At 60.1% G+C, this 15,860-nt stretch carries 9 protein-coding genes and 1 pseudogene; all 10 read right to left on the bottom strand.

All coding sequences use genetic code 11. The features are described from left to right. Positions 1 to 77, bottom strand: a pseudogene (locus ACROHD_RS15475) (GTP-binding protein); the annotation flags it as partial. Between the two features lie 83 nt (positions 78 to 160). Beyond that, a complete protein-coding gene (fusA, locus tag ACROHD_RS15480; RefSeq protein ID WP_432679124.1) occupies positions 161 to 2,278 on the bottom strand; it encodes an elongation factor G in 2,118 nt (705 codons plus the stop codon). Between the two features lie 63 nt (positions 2,279 to 2,341). After that, the gene (gene rpsG, locus ACROHD_RS15485; protein ID WP_071691208.1) at positions 2,342 to 2,812 is read right to left on the bottom strand and encodes a 30S ribosomal protein S7; all 471 of its coding nucleotides are present in this window, start codon (positions 2,810 to 2,812) and stop codon (positions 2,342 to 2,344) included. A 12-nt stretch (positions 2,813 to 2,824) separates the two neighbouring features. Beyond that, positions 2,825 to 3,196 carry a 30S ribosomal protein S12 gene (rpsL, locus tag ACROHD_RS15490; RefSeq protein WP_071673925.1) on the bottom strand — a complete coding sequence of 124 codons (372 nt, stop codon included), beginning with the start codon at positions 3,194 to 3,196 and terminating at the stop codon, positions 2,825 to 2,827. A gap of 260 nt (positions 3,197 to 3,456) precedes the next feature. After that, positions 3,457 to 4,299 (bottom strand): glycosyltransferase, encoded by an 843-nt coding sequence (locus tag ACROHD_RS15495; RefSeq protein ID WP_432679127.1) that lies wholly within the window; start codon positions 4,297 to 4,299, stop codon positions 3,457 to 3,459. Next, complete coding sequence (locus tag ACROHD_RS15500) at positions 4,292 to 5,173, bottom strand: DMT family transporter (RefSeq protein ID WP_432679129.1); 882 nt, start codon at positions 5,171 to 5,173, stop codon at positions 4,292 to 4,294. Before ACROHD_RS15500 ends, ACROHD_RS15495 begins: the two co-directional genes overlap by 8 nt. Beyond that, positions 5,170 to 6,033 carry a glycosyltransferase gene (locus tag ACROHD_RS15505; protein WP_432679131.1) on the bottom strand — a complete coding sequence of 288 codons (864 nt, stop codon included), beginning with the start codon at positions 6,031 to 6,033 and terminating at the stop codon, positions 5,170 to 5,172. The genes ACROHD_RS15500 and ACROHD_RS15505 overlap by 4 nt, the downstream gene beginning before the upstream one ends. A gap of 71 nt (positions 6,034 to 6,104) precedes the next feature. Continuing rightward, positions 6,105 to 7,268, bottom strand: coding sequence for a winged helix-turn-helix domain-containing protein (locus ACROHD_RS15510; protein WP_432679133.1), 1,164 nt, complete (start codon positions 7,266 to 7,268; stop codon positions 6,105 to 6,107). Positions 7,269 to 7,393: 125 nt separating this feature from the next. Next, entirely contained in the window at positions 7,394 to 11,623 is a 4,230-nt protein-coding gene (gene rpoC, locus ACROHD_RS15515) for a DNA-directed RNA polymerase subunit beta' (RefSeq protein ID WP_432679135.1), read from the bottom strand. A 91-nt stretch (positions 11,624 to 11,714) separates the two neighbouring features. Further along, positions 11,715 to 15,848: a DNA-directed RNA polymerase subunit beta gene (gene rpoB, locus ACROHD_RS15520; protein WP_432679137.1), complete on the bottom strand. Its 4,134-nt coding sequence runs from the start codon at positions 15,846 to 15,848 to the stop codon at positions 11,715 to 11,717. Positions 15,849 to 15,860: the final 12 nt, after the last annotated feature.

The raw sequence follows: 15,860 nt of genomic DNA on the forward strand, positions 1-15,860 counted from the left end.
GTCTTGCCGTGGTCAACGTGACCGATCGTGCCGATGTTACAATGCGGCTTGCCGCGCTCAAACTTTTCCTTTGCCATGATGGCCTCCTTAGCTGGTCGGGTGGCGGGGAAGCCCCGCCCTACGGGGGGTGGGTAGGGCGGGGTTCACCCCCGCCATCCCGTTATGCGTATTTGGACTGAATCTCTTCCGAGATGTTCTGCGGAACCGGCTCGTAGTGATCGAACTGCATCGTAAAGTTCGCACGGCCCGAGGACATCGAGCGCAGCGTGTTGATGTAGCCGAACATGTTGGCCAGCGGCACGAAAGCGTCGATCGCAATGGCGTTGCCACGGGTGTCTTGACCCTGAACCTGGCCACGGCGGGACGTAAGGTCGCCGATGATACCGCCGGTATAGTCCTCGGGGGTCACGACCTCGACCTTCATGATCGGTTCGAGCAGCTTGGCGCCAGCCTTCTTCATGCCTTCGCGCATGCACATACGTGCAGCAATTTCAAAGGCCAGAACGCTGGAGTCCACGTCGTGGAACTTACCGTCGATCAGGGCAACCTTGAAGTCGATCACGGGGAAGCCAGCCAGCGGGCCGCTATCCATGACGGACTTGATGCCCTTTTCAACGCCGGGGATGTATTCCTTCGGAACAGCACCACCAACGATGCGGGATTCGAAGGAATAGCCTTCGCCCGGCTCGGTCGGCGAGATGATCAGCTTCACTTCGGCGAACTGACCCGAACCACCCGACTGCTTCTTGTGGGTGTAGGTATGTTCGACTTCGTGACCGATGGTTTCGCGATAAGCCACCTGCGGCGCACCGATGTTGGCTTCCACCTTGAATTCCCGCTTCAGGCGGTCGACGAGGATGTCGAGGTGAAGTTCGCCCATGCCCTTCATGATGGTTTGACCGGACTCGAGGTCGGTCTCAACACGGAAGGACGGGTCTTCGGCGGCCAGACGGGCCAGACCCTGGGACATCTTCTCTTGGTCGGCCTTGGTCTTGGGCTCAACCGCGATCTCGATCACCGGATCGGGGAAGGTCATGGTTTCCAGAACCACCGGATCGTTGACTGCGCAGAGCGTGTCACCGGTCGTGGTGTCCTTCAGACCTGCCAGCGCGATGATGTCGCCTGCGAACGCTTCCGTGATTTCCTCACGGTTGTTCGAGTGCATCATCATCATCCGGCCAACACGCTCTTTCTTGCCCTTGGTGGAGTTCAGCAGGGTATCACCCTTGTTGAGCATACCAGAGTAGATACGCGTGAAGGTCAGCGAGCCGACGAACGGGTCGTTCATGATTTTGAACGCCAGGGCCGAGAAGGCCATGTCGTCATCGGCGCGGCGGGCGATGTTCCGGGTTTCGGTTTCGTCGCCGGGTTTGAAGCCCATGTAATCGACAACGTCCAGCGGGCTGGGAAGATAGTCGATCACAGCGTTCAGCAGCGGCTGGACACCCTTGTTCTTGAAGGCAGAGCCGCAGAGAACCGGGATGAACGCGATTTTCAGCGTACCCTTGCGGATCAGCTTGCGCAGGGTCGGAACGTCAGGTTCTTCGCCTTCCAGGTAAGCTTCCATCGCGTCGTCGTCCATTTCGACGGCGGTCTCGATCAGCTTGTTGCGCCACTCTTCTGCGGTGTCCTTGAGCGAGTCGCGGATTTCGCGCTGTTCCCAGGACGCGCCCAGATCTTCGCCGGCCCAGACCCATTCTTTCATGGTCACGAGGTCAACGATACCTTCCAGCTCGTTCTCAGCGCCGATCGGAATCTGGATCGGGGCCGGGGTCGCGCCGGTGCGGTCTTCGATCATGCGAACGCAGTTGAAGAAGTCTGCGCCGATCTTGTCCATCTTGTTGACGAACACGATGCGCGGAACCTTGTAGCGGTCGGCCTGACGCCAAACGGTTTCGGTCTGGGGTTCGACACCTGCGTTGGCGTCGAGAACGGCAACGGCACCGTCGAGAACCGCCAGCGAGCGTTCAACTTCAATGGTGAAGTCAACGTGGCCGGGGGTGTCGATGATGTTCATCCGGTGCTTGGGCGTATCGGGGGTGGCGCCATCTTCGGTGCGTTCCCAGAAGGTGGTGGTCGCAGCCGAGGTGATGGTGATGCCGCGTTCCTGCTCCTGCTCCATCCAGTCCATCGTGGCAGCGCCGTCATGCACTTCGCCGATGTTGTGGGATTTGCCGGTGTAGTAGAGGATACGCTCGGAACAGGTGGTCTTGCCCGCATCAATGTGGGCCATGATCCCGAAGTTCCGGTAACGGTCGAGCGGATAGTCGCGAGCCATTGGTTTCGGTCCTTTGGCGAAAAAGAGAAAACCGCCGGGGGATCATTCCCCCGACGTGATTGCTTACCAGCGGTAGTGCGAGAACGCCTTGTTGGCGTCTGCCATCTTGTGGGTGTCTTCCCGCTTTTTAACGGCGGTACCGCGTCCATTCACGGCATCGACAAGCTCACCTGCCAGGCGCTCTTCCATGGTGTTTTCGTTCCGCTTGCGCGATGCAGCGATCAGCCAGCGAATGGCGAGCGCTTCGCGACGTTCGGGACGCACTTCGACGGGAACCTGGTAGGTGGCACCACCGACGCGGCGGGAACGAACCTCGACAGCCGGTTTGATGTTGTCGAGAGCTTCGTGGAAGACTTCGACGGGGGCGCGCTTGAGCTTGCTCTCGACCCGGTCAAAGGCATTGTAGACGATGCGTTCTGCGACCGACTTCTTGCCGTCGATCATCAGGTTGTTCATGAACTTGGTCAGCACCGTATCGCCGAATTTGGCGTCGGGCAGAACTTGGCGCTTCTCAGCAGCGTGGCGACGAGACATCTGTTGATCCTCTTACTTGGGGCGCTTGGCGCCGTATTTCGAACGACGCTGACGGCGGTCTTTGACACCCTGGGTGTCGAGCACGCCGCGGAGGATGTGGTAACGGACGCCGGGAAGGTCTTTTACACGGCCGCCACGGATCAGGACGACAGAGTGCTCCTGAAGGTTGTGGCTCTCACCGGGGATGTAGCTGATCACCTCGTAGCCATTGGTCAGGCGGACCTTGGCCACTTTCCGCATAGCCGAGTTCGGCTTCTTCGGGGTGGTGGTGTAGACGCGGGTGCAGACACCACGCTTCTGAGGGCAAGATTCCAAGTGCTGGGACTTGGAGCGCTTCACTTTGGGCTGCCGCGGTTTGCGGATCAGCTGTTGGATCGTCGGCATGGGGTCTCCCCGTTTCGCTCGTTCATGTCATCAGACGCAGTTGCTTGCGCAAAAACGTCTATGGCCGCATGTGCCCCTTCCCTACCTGGAGGACACAGCGGTGGAATTCTCAGAGGATCGGGGCACAACAAACGGCCCGGATCATGACCACTCAAATCTGTATACCTGACCCGTCACATGCTGAACGCATCGGGGCCAAGTGGCGCGCGGTATAGGGGGAATCGGATGGGCTGTCAACAGCGGGCCGGGGCCGCACAACGCTATGGTCGGAAACCGCGTTGCAACGTGGCCCAACCGTGTCGGAATGCCTCAATATCCACATCGAACCGCCGTTTGACAAGGTCTGGCAGTTCTTCTGGATCAATCTCTGCCGGGTGGGTTCCGGTTAGAGAAATCTTGCTGTCATTGGTGGCATGTGCCCCGCGCAAAAACATGACCTGATCAGTGAACGATACAAGCGGCATCCGCTGCCAGACCCGCTGATGCGGAAAGTCCATGACACAGGCCTCATCGTCAGGGCGCAGATAGACTGTCAGCGCAGGGGACCAACAATGGGCCAGAACCGGCGCAAGGGTGACATCGGGGCCGGTTGCCTCGACGACCACGCCCTTTCCCTGATCCAGCGCCAATCGCCCCCTTGGCCGCCAGACATCCCTCAGCTGACCAAAGCTGCGGCGAATATTGGTGACATAGTTCAGCGCAACCGCGTCGTCGTCATCCAGCCGGAACTCTGCCACCGCACGCGCCTTGGGATCTCGCGCGGCTTGCAGGAGTTCTCGGTAGACCTGCCGGTGTGGCCCGGTCTGGCGGTAGACAGGCCGTATCTGCGGCACCGGGTCTATCAGTGCCAAAAGGCGGCTGTGCCACGGGTCCGGCAGATCATCGCCCATCAGCAAAAGCAGGGTGAAGTCCTGCCCGGTCTGCGCCCGGATGCCCGGCAGCAAAACATGTTCGAACCAGAACAGCCGCGTTTCCATGCGTTCCGGGGCATAGAGCGCTGAGCGACGGTCTTCCATGGTTTCGTGCCGGGTCTGAAAGCCCTCCAATGCCGCCGGATAGGAAAAGCGGCACAGCCCCAAGACCTGCACCCCGGTGTCAGCCATCCTCGGCCTCTCGCAACTTGCGTTCCCGGTAGAGCGTGAAAATGCCAGTCGAAACCACGATAGCCGCACCCAGCAAGGTTAGTGGGCGGGGCCAATCGCCAAAGACGAACCAGCCAAGCAGCAACGCCCAGATCAGCGCCGTGTAACGGAAGGGCGCGACAAAGCCGATTTCGCCCACCCGCATCACCATGATCGAAAACAGATAACCGCCGATGATGAAAAAGGCAGCCGCCGCCACCAATCCCGCCTCTCGGACAGTGACCGGTTCCCATCCCTGCCAAATCATCAATAGCCCGCCAAAGGTGCCCACCGATCCCGCCGTGATGACAGCCACGGCCAGCGATGGCACCCCATCCGAAAACCGCCGGGTGAACAGATCGCGCGCAGTAACCAGCAGGACCGCCAAAACCGCCACAAGGGAATAGACGTTGAACCCCTCCGCCCCAGGTTTGACGATCATCAGCACACCGGAAAAGCCCACAGTGATTGCCGCCAGCCGCTTCCATCCCACAGGCTCGCCAAGAAAGAGCGCTCCGGCCAGTGTGATCGTCAGAGGAAGTGCCGCCAGAATCGCGCTGACATTGGCCAGCGGCATATGCGTCAACGCCACAAGGAAGGCGACCATCGAGGCGATCTCTGCCCCTGTGCGGCCTGCCACCCTGCCCCAGTCTTCTCGCGGGATGGCAAGGCTGCGAAGTCCGAGCGCATAGGCCAGAACCCCGATAAACACCGTCGTAAGGATGCCGCGCAGAAACACGATCTGGAACAGCGGCAAATCTTCAGCCACCAGCTTTATGCAGGCGTCGTTGAAGGTGAAGGCGGCCATGCTTCCCATCATCAGAAGCGCGCCCTTTAGATTGGGAGTGAGGATCATTCCCCGGCATCATCCCTGTCAGAGGCAAACTTGCGCCACATGAGCGGCAGCACCTCCTCAGGGTCAAGCCCGAAACGGTCTGACAGGATCTTCTTGGCCTGCCACTTGGTCATTGGCTCCGCCCCCGGCGGGATCGATCGGCCAGAGTCATTGTGCTGATGCAGTGTTCTCACGAACATCAGGTCGGCCGGATCCGACCACATCCGCGCATAGGCCGCCACGCGCCTGTGGTTCCAGCGGAACATGTTCGTCCGCGCATCCGGCTTGGTGATCATGGCACTGGCCAACCCAAGCGGGCCAATTTCACGGAAATCATAAAATGGCTGTTCCTTGTCGTTCAGATCCCAATAGATGCCCCGGTGAAAGGCAACGACCGCCGGGTGTTCTTCGTCGGCCCAACCAAGCCGGATCAGCTGATCGGCAACGGCACGGGTCTTTTCGATATAGTCGACGGCAACTGCGTCATCGTCATCTATGCGGAAGCCGGTAACATAGTCTGCCCCTGGTTCGGTGCCCCGGCGAAAAGCGCGTCTGGTGGCGTTCAGGGGGCCGTTTGGTTCGATGGCGCAAATCCTCAGAAACGGATATAGATCGGCCGAGCCCTTCAAACGCTTGCGGAACCGCATCGGCATCGACGTGCCAATCAACACGACCAACGTAAACCCCTGATCGGTCTGAGCGGCGAGGGATGGCAGGCATAGCTTCTCGAAAAAGGCAAACCGACGCGCCATGCGTGCGGGATCATACAGCAGATCCATGAGCGCGGCTTCATCATCCAGCTTCGACGCCTCGAACCCGCCAGCCCCGAGATAGGAAAAGCGGCACACACCCACGATCTGATTGTCGAAACTCGTGGCCATGACCTCGCCTTGTCACACAAAAACCGATGGCGTGAATGCTAGGCCAAAGCGTGGTGCGAGGGAATCCCCTATCACTTTTCCTTGCGATGCACGCTTTCGACCCCGACAAAGCGCGCCATCCGGTCCAGTTCCGCATCCAGCTTGCTGGCCCGCGCAGCTGTCCACTTCACACCCGGTTCAACCCAAAGGTTCAGCACATCAAGGCAAGAGGCTTTGCGGTCGGCCTTGACCTCGATCCGGCCCACGAACCTGTCGCCTTCAAGGATCGGGAACACGTAGTAGCCCCAGATCCGTTTCGCTGCGGGCACAAACATTTCCACCCGGTAATCAAACCCAAAGAGCCGGGACAGGCGGTTGCGGTCGCGGATCACCGGGTCAAACGGGTTCAGGATACGCAGGCGGCTGGTGACAGGGCTCAGCCCCGCGAGCCGGTCCTCGATATTCGGCGCGGCGACGGCGCTGGTCCAACTGCCATCCGCCCCCTGGATCGTAACCGGGACCAGATTTGCCGCCTCCGACCATCTGCGCACCTCGTCCCGTGTGACGGCATCCCAGAAACGCTGCACATCGCCCAAGGCACCGAACCCCATCCGATCGAGCGCGGCATTGCATAACCAGTCGATTTGATCTGCTTCGCTCAGTTCAACTTCACGCAACTGTTCCGGAAAGACCCGTTCCGCGAGATCATAGAACTTGGTGAAGTTGACCCGGTGACATGTCGCCAACTCGCCCGCATACCACATGTAGTCCAGCGCCAGCTTGTGCGGCGGGCGGTGCCACATCTGCCGCTCGCCTTCGATCTTTGTATCAAACGCGTGGGTTGATAATGCCCCTTCGCGGGCGATCCGATCCTTGATCTTCTGCCGTTCGGCAGCGTCCGGCAGGCCCTTGACCCAGCCCGCCCGGTCATAATAGGCGCGCATCCGGTCGAATTGCCGCCGCCACATCGGCAGGAATTCCATGGGCAACACACTGGCGTCGTGGGTGAAATGTTCAAACACCGCGCGATCCTTAGCCAACAGCCGGTCCAGCATCGGTTCGCGGTAGTTCTGATTGCGGCTCCAAAGAATATGATGGTGGGCGCGGGACACGACCTGAATCGTATCGAGCTGAACGAAACCCAAAGCGTGGATCATCGCAGGCAGATCCAGCGGGCCGGAAGGGGTCGCGCCAAGACCCTGTGAATGCAGCCAAAGCCGCCGCGCGGTGCGGTTGTCTATCTTCAGCTCGGCCATTGTGGCGTCCTCGGGCAATCAGGTCCGGGCGTCACCCTATGGACTTCTGCCAGAAGGACCAACCCAAAGAAAACCCCCGCCGGAGCGAACCGGCGGGGGCATTCATCTTGTCAGGCGGCTAGGCCTTATTCGTCTTCGGGCGCAGGGGCTGCGAAGATATCCGCTTCGGTCGGGGCTTCGACGGGTGCTGCCAGCGCGGCGGCGGCTTCTGCCTCTGCGCGGGCCTCTTCGATCACCACGTTGTCACGCTCCTGCGCGATCTTGCGGACCTGCTGCGTGGCACCACCGGTACCGGCCGGGATCAGACGGCCAACGATGACGTTTTCCTTCAGGCCGACCAGCTTGTCACGCTTGCCCTGAACCGAGGCTTCGGTCAGCACGCGGGTGGTTTCCTGGAAGGACGCCGCCGAGATGAAGGACCGGGTCTGGAGAGATGCCTTGGTGATCCCCAGAAGAATCGGCTCGCCCTGAGCCGGACGACCGCCCTTGGCGATCGCCTTCTCGTTGGCTTCGTCGAACTCCGCCTTGTCGACGTTTTCGCCTTTCAGCAGCGTGGTCTCGCCAGAGTCGAGGATCTCCCACTTCTGCAGCATCTGGCGAACGATCACCTCGATGTGCTTGTCGTTGATCTTCACACCCTGCAGGCGATAGACGTCCTGCACCTCGTCGATAAGGTAATCGGCCAGTGCCTCGATCCCCATGATCCGCAGAATGTCATGCGGTGCCGGGTTGCCATCCATGATGTAGTCGCCCTTTTGGACGAAATCGCCCTCGGCAACGGGGATGTGCTTGCCCTTGGGCACCATGTATTCCACGGGTTCCTGGGTATCGTCGGCGGGCACGATCGAGATCCGGCGCTTATTCTTGAAGTCGCGACCGAATTTCACGTAACCGTCTTTTTCCGCGATGATGGCGTGATCCTTCGGACGACGTGCTTCGAAGAGTTCGGCAACACGCGGCAGACCACCGGTGATGTCCTTCGTCTTCGCGCCTTCACGCGGGATACGTGCCACAACCTCACCGGCTGCAACCTGCTGGCCGTCTTCGACCGACAGAATTGCGTCCACGGACATCGGGTAGGTCACCGGGTTGCCCGCATCGTTGCGGACGGGTTCGCCATCTGCATCCGCGATCAGGATTTCCGGCTTCAGCTCGTTGCCCTTGGGCGCCGTCCGCCAGTCCATCACGATCTTCTGGGTCATGCCGGTGGCATCGTCGGTATCCTCGCGCACGGCAATGCCGCTGACGAGGTCGACATACTTCACCGTACCGGCCTTCTCAGCGATGATCGGAAGGGTGTAGGGATCCCACTCGAACATACGCTGCCCACGTTCCACGGCTGCACCTTCTTGGACGTGGATCTTGGCACCGTAGCCGGGCTTGTAGCTGGCCCGCTCTACACCCTGATCGTCGACGATGACCAGCTGCATGTTGCGGCCCATCACGATCTGTTCGCCCGCCGAGTTGGTCAGCAGGTTGGCATTTCGGAATTCGATGGTGCCAGCCTGACCAGCTTCCTGGAAGGATTGCTGACCACCCTGCGCAACGCCGCCGATGTGGAAGGTCCGCATCGTCAGCTGTGTGCCGGGTTCACCGATCGACTGAGCAGCGATAATGCCCACGGCTTCGCCCGTGTTCACCCGCGTACCGCGGGCAAGGTCACGACCGTAGCAGGTGGCGCAAACGCCCTCTTCAGCCTCACAGGTCAGCGGCGACCGGATGCGCATGGACGCAACGCCAGCCTTGTCGATGGCATCCGCCTTGCGTTCGTCGATCAATTCGCCTTCAGACACGATCACTTCGTCGGTGCCGGGAACGAACACATCTTCGCCAGAGGTCCGGCCAAGGATGCGTTCCGCCAGCGACGACACGACCTCACCGTCACGGGTGGCCGCTTCGGCGGTGATCGTGTTGGAGGTGCCGCAGTCGACCATACGAACGATGCAGTCCTGGGCCACGTCCACCAGACGGCGGGTCAGATAACCCGAGTTTGCCGTCTTCAAGGCAGTATCCGACAGACCCTTACGGGCACCGTGGGTGGAGTTGAAGTACTCCAACACGGTCAGGCCTTCTTTAAAGTTCGAGATGATCGGCGTCTCGATGATCTCCCCCGACGGCTTGGCCATCAGGCCGCGCATACCGCCGAGCTGTTTCATCTGAGTGACCGAGCCACGCGCTTTGGAGTGAGCCATCATGTAAACCGAGTTCGGTTCCATTTCTGCGCCGTTCTCGTCGTAGCGAATGGCCGAGATGGTATCCATCATGGCTGCAGTGACCTGATCGTTGCACTTCGACCAGGCGTCGATGACCTTGTTGTACTTTTCGCCCTGGGTGATCAGACCGTCCATGTACTGCTGTTCAAAGCCTTTGACCTGCTCGCGCACGTCGTCGACGATTTCCCACTTGGTGTCGGGGATAACCATATCGTCCTTGCCGAACGAGATGCCCGCCTTGAACGCCTCACGGAAGCCCATGCCCATGATCTGGTCACAGAAGATGACCGACTCCTTCTGGCCGCAATAGCGGTAGACGGTGTCGATGACCTGCTGAACTTCGCCTTTCTTGAGCAGGCGGTTCACAAGATCGAACGGGGCTTTCGCGTTCAGCGGCAGCAACGACCCAAGCTTCAGACGACCCGGTGTGGTCTCATAGCGCTTGAGAACCTCGTTACCTTCTTCGTCGATCTGCTTGATCCGCGCAGTGATCTTGGCGTGCAGATGCACCTCGCCGGAATCCAGCGCGTGCTGAACTTCGTCGATATCCGAGAAGATCATGCCTTCGCCCTGCATCCCTTCACGCTGAAGCGTCAGGTAATACAGGCCAAGAACCATATCCTGCGACGGAACGATGATCGGTGCGCCGTTGGCGGGCGACAGAACGTTGTTCGTCGACATCATCAGGACGCGCGCTTCCAGCTGTGCTTCAAGGCTCAGCGGGACGTGCACGGCCATCTGGTCGCCGTCAAAGTCGGCGTTGAAGGCGGAACAGACCAGCGGGTGGAGCTGGATGGCCTTGCCTTCGATCAGCACGGGCTCGAACGCCTGGATGCCAAGACGGTGCAACGTCGGTGCACGGTTCAGCAGCACGGGGTGTTCGCGGATCACCTCGTCGAGGATATCCCACACCTCGGGGCGCTCTTTCTCGACCAGCTTCTTCGCCTGCTTCACGGTGCTGGACAGGCCCTTGGCCTCGAGCCGCGAGTAGATGAAGGGCTTGAACAGTTCGAGCGCCATCTTCTTGGGCAGACCACACTGGTGCAGCTTGAGTTCCGGCCCGGTCACGATCACAGACCGGCCAGAGAAGTCGACGCGCTTACCCAGAAGGTTCTGACGGAAGCGACCCTGCTTGCCTTTCAGCATGTCGGACAGCGACTTCAGCGGGCGCTTGTTGGCGCCAGTGATGACGCGGCCGCGACGGCCGTTGTCAAACAGAGCATCGACCGATTCCTGCAACATCCGCTTTTCGTTACGGATGATGATGTCGGGCGCGCGCAGTTCGATCAGACGCTTGAGACGGTTGTTCCGGTTGATGACACGGCGGTAGAGGTCGTTCAGGTCAGACGTCGCGAAACGGCCACCATCCAGCGGCACCAGCGGGCGCAGTTCCGGCGGAATGACCGGGATCACGGTCAGGATCATCCATTCCGGCCGGTTGCCGGATTCAAGGAAGTTCTCGACGATCTTCAGGCGCTTGATGATCTTTTTGGGCTTCAGTTCACCGGTCGCCTCTTTCAGGTCTTCGCGCAGCTGCGCGGCTTCCTGTTCGAGGTCGATGTTCTGCAGCATCTCACGGATGGCTTCGGCACCGATATTGGCCTGGAACGCGTCCATGCCATAGGCGTCCTGCGCATCCATGAACTCTTCTTCGGTCATCAGCTGGCCATAGGTCAGGTCGGTCAGACCTGGCTCGATCACCACGTAGTTTTCGAAGTAGAGAATGCGTTCCAGATCACGCAGGGTCATGTCCAGCATCAGGCCGATGCGGCTAGGCAGCGACTTGAGGAACCAGATATGCGCGACGGGCGCGGCCAGTTCGATATGGCCCATGCGTTCACGGCGGACCTTCTGCAGCGTGACTTCCACACCGCATTTCTCGCAGACAACGCCGCGATACTTCATCCGCTTATACTTGCCGCACAAGCATTCGTAGTCCTTCACCGGCCCGAAGATACGGGCACAGAAGAGGCCGTCACGCTCGGGTTTGAAGGTCCGGTAATTGATGGTCTCAGGCTTTTTGATCTCGCCATAGGACCACGAGAGGATCCGTTCCGGGCTGGCGAGCGAGACCTTGATTTCATCAAAGACCTTCGGCGCGGCCAGCGGGTTGAACGGGTTGTTGGTCAGTTCCTGGTTCATTTCTTAACCTTTCTCAGGCTGTGCATCGGTTGAGAGGGGCGGAAGGCGCTTCGAAGCGCCTTTCCAAGCGCCTTCGAAGGCGCTTTTTCCGTCACTCTTCCCCCTCTGCATCCAGGAGTTCCATGTTGAGGCCGAGGCCACGCACTTCCTTGACGAGAACGTTGAACGACTCCGGCACGCCGGCTTCGAAATTGTCCTCACCCTTGACGATCGACTCGTAGACCTTGGTCCGGCCCGCAACGTCATCCGACTTCACCGTCAGCATTTCCTGCAGGGTGTAGGCAGCGCCGTATGCTTCCAGAGCCCAGACCTCCATCTCCCCGAAACGCTGACCGCCGAACTGGGCTTTACCACCCAGAGGCTGCTGCGTGACAAGGCTGTAGGGCCCGGTAGACCGCGCGTGGATCTTGTCGTCCACCAGGTGGTGCAGCTTCAGCAGGTACTTCACGCCCACGGTCACCTGGCGCGAGAACTTCTCGCCGGTGCGCCCGTCGAACAGGTCGGACTGGCCCGAGGTGTCGAACCCGGCCCGCGTCAGCGCATCGTTCACGTCAGCCTCTTTGGCACCATCGAAAACCGGGGTCGCGATCGGAACACCACGCGTGACGTTACCGGCCATTTCGACCAGCTCGTCCTCGCCCGCGTCGGCCATGATCTCGTCATAGACGTCGCCATAAGCGATCTTCATGGCGTCACGGACCGGGGTCATGTCGCCGGTGCGGCGATAGTCCTGCAGCGCCTCGTCCACCTTAAGGCCCAGACCGCGCGCGGCCCAACCCATGTGGGTTTCGAGGATCTGACCAACGTTCATCCGCGACGGAACGCCGAGCGGGTTCAGAACGAAGTCAACCGGCGTACCGTCCCCAAGGAACGGCATGTCCTCCATGGGAACAACCTTGGAGATAACCCCTTTGTTCCCGTGGCGACCGGCCATCTTATCGCCCGGCTGCAGCTTGCGCTTCACGGCGATGAAGACCTTGACCATTTTCATGACGCCCGGCGGCAGGTCGTCACCACGACGAACCTTCTCGACCTTGTCCTCGAAGCGGTGATCGAGCGCGCGCTTCTGCGCTTCGAACTGCTCGTGCAGGGCCTCGACCTGGGCCGCGTCCTGCTCATCACCAAGGGCAAGCTGCCACCACTGACCACGGCTGAGCGTGTCCAGCAGATCGTCATTGATCTCGGAGTTCGCCTTGACGCCTTTCGGGCCTTTCACGGCGGTCTTGCCGATGATCATAGACTTCAGACGCGCGTAGATGTTGCGCTCGAGGATAACCAGCTCGTCGTCCCGGTCACGGGCCAGACGTTCCACTTCCTCACGCTCGATCTGCAGCGCACGTTCGTCTTTCTCAACGCCGTGACGGTTGAACACACGAACCTCGACCACGGTGCCGAAATCACCCGGCTTCACGCGCAGCGAGGTGTCGCGCACGTCGGATGCTTTCTCGCCGAAGATGGCGCGCAAAAGCTTTTCTTCGGGCGTCATCGGGCTTTCGCCTTTGGGCGTGATCTTACCGACCAGGATATCGCCCGGCGCAACCTCTGCGCCGATGTAAACGATGCCAGCCTCGTCGAGGTTGCGCAGCGCTTCTTCACCGACGTTGGGGATGTCGCGGGTGATCTCTTCCGGCCCCAGCTTGGTGTCACGGGCGGCGACTTCAAATTCCTCGATATGGATCGAGGTAAAGACGTCATCGCGCGCGATCCGTTCCGAGATCAGGATCGAGTCTTCGTAGTTGTAGCCGTTCCAGGGCATGAAGGCGACGACGACGTTCTTGCCGAGCGCCAGTTCACCCATGTCGGTCGACGGACCATCCGCGATCACTTCGTCCTTGGACACGCTGTCACCCACCTTCACCAGCGGACGCTGGTTGATGCAGGTGTTCTGGTTCGACCGCTGGAACTTGCGAAGGCGGTAGATATCAACGCCCGCGTCGCCCAGTTCCAGATCTTCGGTGGCGCGAACCACGATCCGGGTGGCGTCCACCTGGTCGATGATCCCGCCGCGTTTGGCCTGGATGGCCGCGCCAGAGTCGATGGCAACCTTGCTTTCAATACCGGTGCCCACGAAGGGGGCATCGGCCTGCAAAAGCGGCACTGCCTGACGTTGCATGTTCGAGCCCATCAGGGCGCGGTTGGCGTCGTCGTTTTCGAGGAACGGAATGAGCGAGGCCGCGACCGACACCAGCTGCTTGGGCGACACGTCGATCAGGTCCACGTTTTCACGCGGGCTCATTGTGTATTCGCCCGATTTACGGGTGTTCACCAGGTCGTTGATGAACTTGCCATTTTCATCCAGCGTCGCGTTGGCCTGCGCCACGGTGTGACGCATTTCCTCGGTTGCGGACATGTAGTTGACCTCGTCGGTCACCTGGCTGTCCACCACCTTGCGGTAAGGGGTTTCGATGAAGCCGTACTTGTTCACGCGGGCATAGGTGGCCAGTGAGTTGATCAGGCCGATGTTCGGACCTTCCGGCGTTTCAATCGGGCACATCCGGCCGTAGTGGGTCGGGTGCACGTCGCGCACCTCAAAGCCTGCGCGCTCGCGGGTCAGACCGCCCGGCCCAAGCGCCGAGAGGCGACGCTTGTGGGTCACTTCCGACAGCGGGTTTGTCTGGTCCATGAACTGGCTGAGCTGCGAGGAGCCGAAGAATTCACGCACTGCGGCAGCTGCCGGCTTGGCGTTGATCAGATCCTGCGGCATCACAGTGTCGATCTCGACGCTAGACATACGTTCCTTGATCGCGCGTTCCATGCGGAGCAGGCCAACGCGATACTGGTTTTCCATCAGTTCACCGACCGAACGTACCCGGCGGTTGCCGAGGTGGTCGATATCGTCGATGTCACCCAGACCGTCGCGCAGTTCCACAAGGGCCTTGATGCAGGAAATGATGTCTTCCTTGCGAAGGGTCCGTTGCGTGTCTTCTGCATCCAGTGCCAGACGCATGTTCATTTTGACCCGGCCAACGGCGGACAGGTCGTAACGCTCGGAATCGAAGAACAGCTGATCAAAGAGGGTCGAGGCTGCTTCGACGGTCGGCGGTTCACCCGGACGCATGACGCGATAGATATCCATGAGCGCGGTATCGCGACCCATGTTCTTGTCCACCGCCATGGTGTTGCGGATGTAGGGACCGACATTGATGTTGTCGATGTCGAGCACCGGAATCTCGGTAAAACCGGCGTCCAGCAGCTCTTTCAGGCTGCCGCCGGTCACTTCGCCGTCCTTGTCCAGTTCCCAGGTCAGTTCATCCCCGGCTTCGACATAGATCGCGCCGGTTTCCTCGTTGATGATGTCCTTGGCAACGTAGCGGCCGACGATCTGTTCGAAAGGCACCAGCAGTTCGGTGACGTTACCCTCTTCGATCAGCTTCTTGACCGCGCGCGGTGTCACTTTCTTGCCGGCTTCGGCAATCACTTCACCGGTGGCAGCGTCCACGAGATCGTGGGTGGGACGGGTGCCGCGCACACGTTCGGGGAAGAACTGGGTTGCCCAACCCTTGTTCTTCTCCAGCTTGAAGGTGACGGTGTTGTAATAGGCATCCATGATGCCTTCCTGGTCCAGCCCGAGCGCATAAAGCAGCGTCGTCACCGGCAGCTTGCGGCGACGGTCAATCCGAGCGAACACGATGTCCTTGGCGTCAAATTCGAAATCGAGCCACGAACCGCGATAGGGAATGATGCGGCAGGCAAAAAGCAGCTTGCCGCTGCTGTGGGTCTTGCCCTTGTCATGATCGAAGAACACGCCGGGGCTGCGGTGCATTTGGGAAACGATGACCCGCTCGGTGCCGTTGACGATGAAAGTGCCATTGGGCGTCATCAGGGGCATGTCGCCCATGAACACGTCCTGTTCCTTGATGTCCTTGACCGACTTGGCGCCGGTGTCTTCGTCCACATCAAACACGATCAGGCGCAGGGTCACCTTCAGCGGCGCGCTGTAGGTCATGTCGCGCTGCTGGCATTCCTCGACGTCGTATTTCGGGCTTTCAAGCTCGTATTTCACGAATTCGAGGATCGCGGTTTCGTTGAAATCCTTGATCGGGAAAACCGACTGGAACACACCCTTGATGCCTTCGCCATCGGCGGGCTGGGGTTGATCACCGGATTTCAGGAACAGGTCGTAAGACGACTTCTGCACTTCGATCAGGTTGGGCATTTCCAGCACTTCGTGGATTTTGCCGTAAAACTTGCGGATGCGTTTCTGGCCTGCGTAGGTCTGAGCCATGCTCTCGGACAC

The sequence above is a fragment of the Nioella aestuarii genome (assembly GCF_050896395.1).
Taxonomy (GTDB): domain Bacteria; phylum Pseudomonadota; class Alphaproteobacteria; order Rhodobacterales; family Rhodobacteraceae; genus Nioella; species Nioella aestuarii.

What these genes read in the sequence shown, in the direction of transcription:
- rpsL (WP_071673925.1), bottom strand. Translation starts at nt 3,196, where the DNA reads ATGCCGACGATCCAACAGCTGATCCGCAAACCGCGGCAGCCCAAAGTG.
- rpoC (WP_432679135.1), bottom strand. Translation starts at nt 11,623, where the DNA reads ATGAACCAGGAACTGACCAACAACCCGTTCAACCCGCTGGCCGCGCCG.
- rpoB (WP_432679137.1), bottom strand. Translation starts at nt 15,848, where the DNA reads ATGGCTCAGACCTACGCAGGCCAGAAACGCATCCGCAAGTTTTACGGC.
- ACROHD_RS15495 (WP_432679127.1), bottom strand. Translation starts at nt 4,299, where the DNA reads ATGGCTGACACCGGGGTGCAGGTCTTGGGGCTGTGCCGCTTTTCCTAT.
- fusA (WP_432679124.1), bottom strand. Translation starts at nt 2,278, where the DNA reads ATGGCTCGCGACTATCCGCTCGACCGTTACCGGAACTTCGGGATCATG.
- rpsG (WP_071691208.1), bottom strand. Translation starts at nt 2,812, where the DNA reads ATGTCTCGTCGCCACGCTGCTGAGAAGCGCCAAGTTCTGCCCGACGCC.
- ACROHD_RS15505 (WP_432679131.1), bottom strand. Translation starts at nt 6,033, where the DNA reads ATGGCCACGAGTTTCGACAATCAGATCGTGGGTGTGTGCCGCTTTTCC.
- ACROHD_RS15510 (WP_432679133.1), bottom strand. Translation starts at nt 7,268, where the DNA reads ATGGCCGAGCTGAAGATAGACAACCGCACCGCGCGGCGGCTTTGGCTG.
- ACROHD_RS15500 (WP_432679129.1), bottom strand. Translation starts at nt 5,173, where the DNA reads ATGATCCTCACTCCCAATCTAAAGGGCGCGCTTCTGATGATGGGAAGC.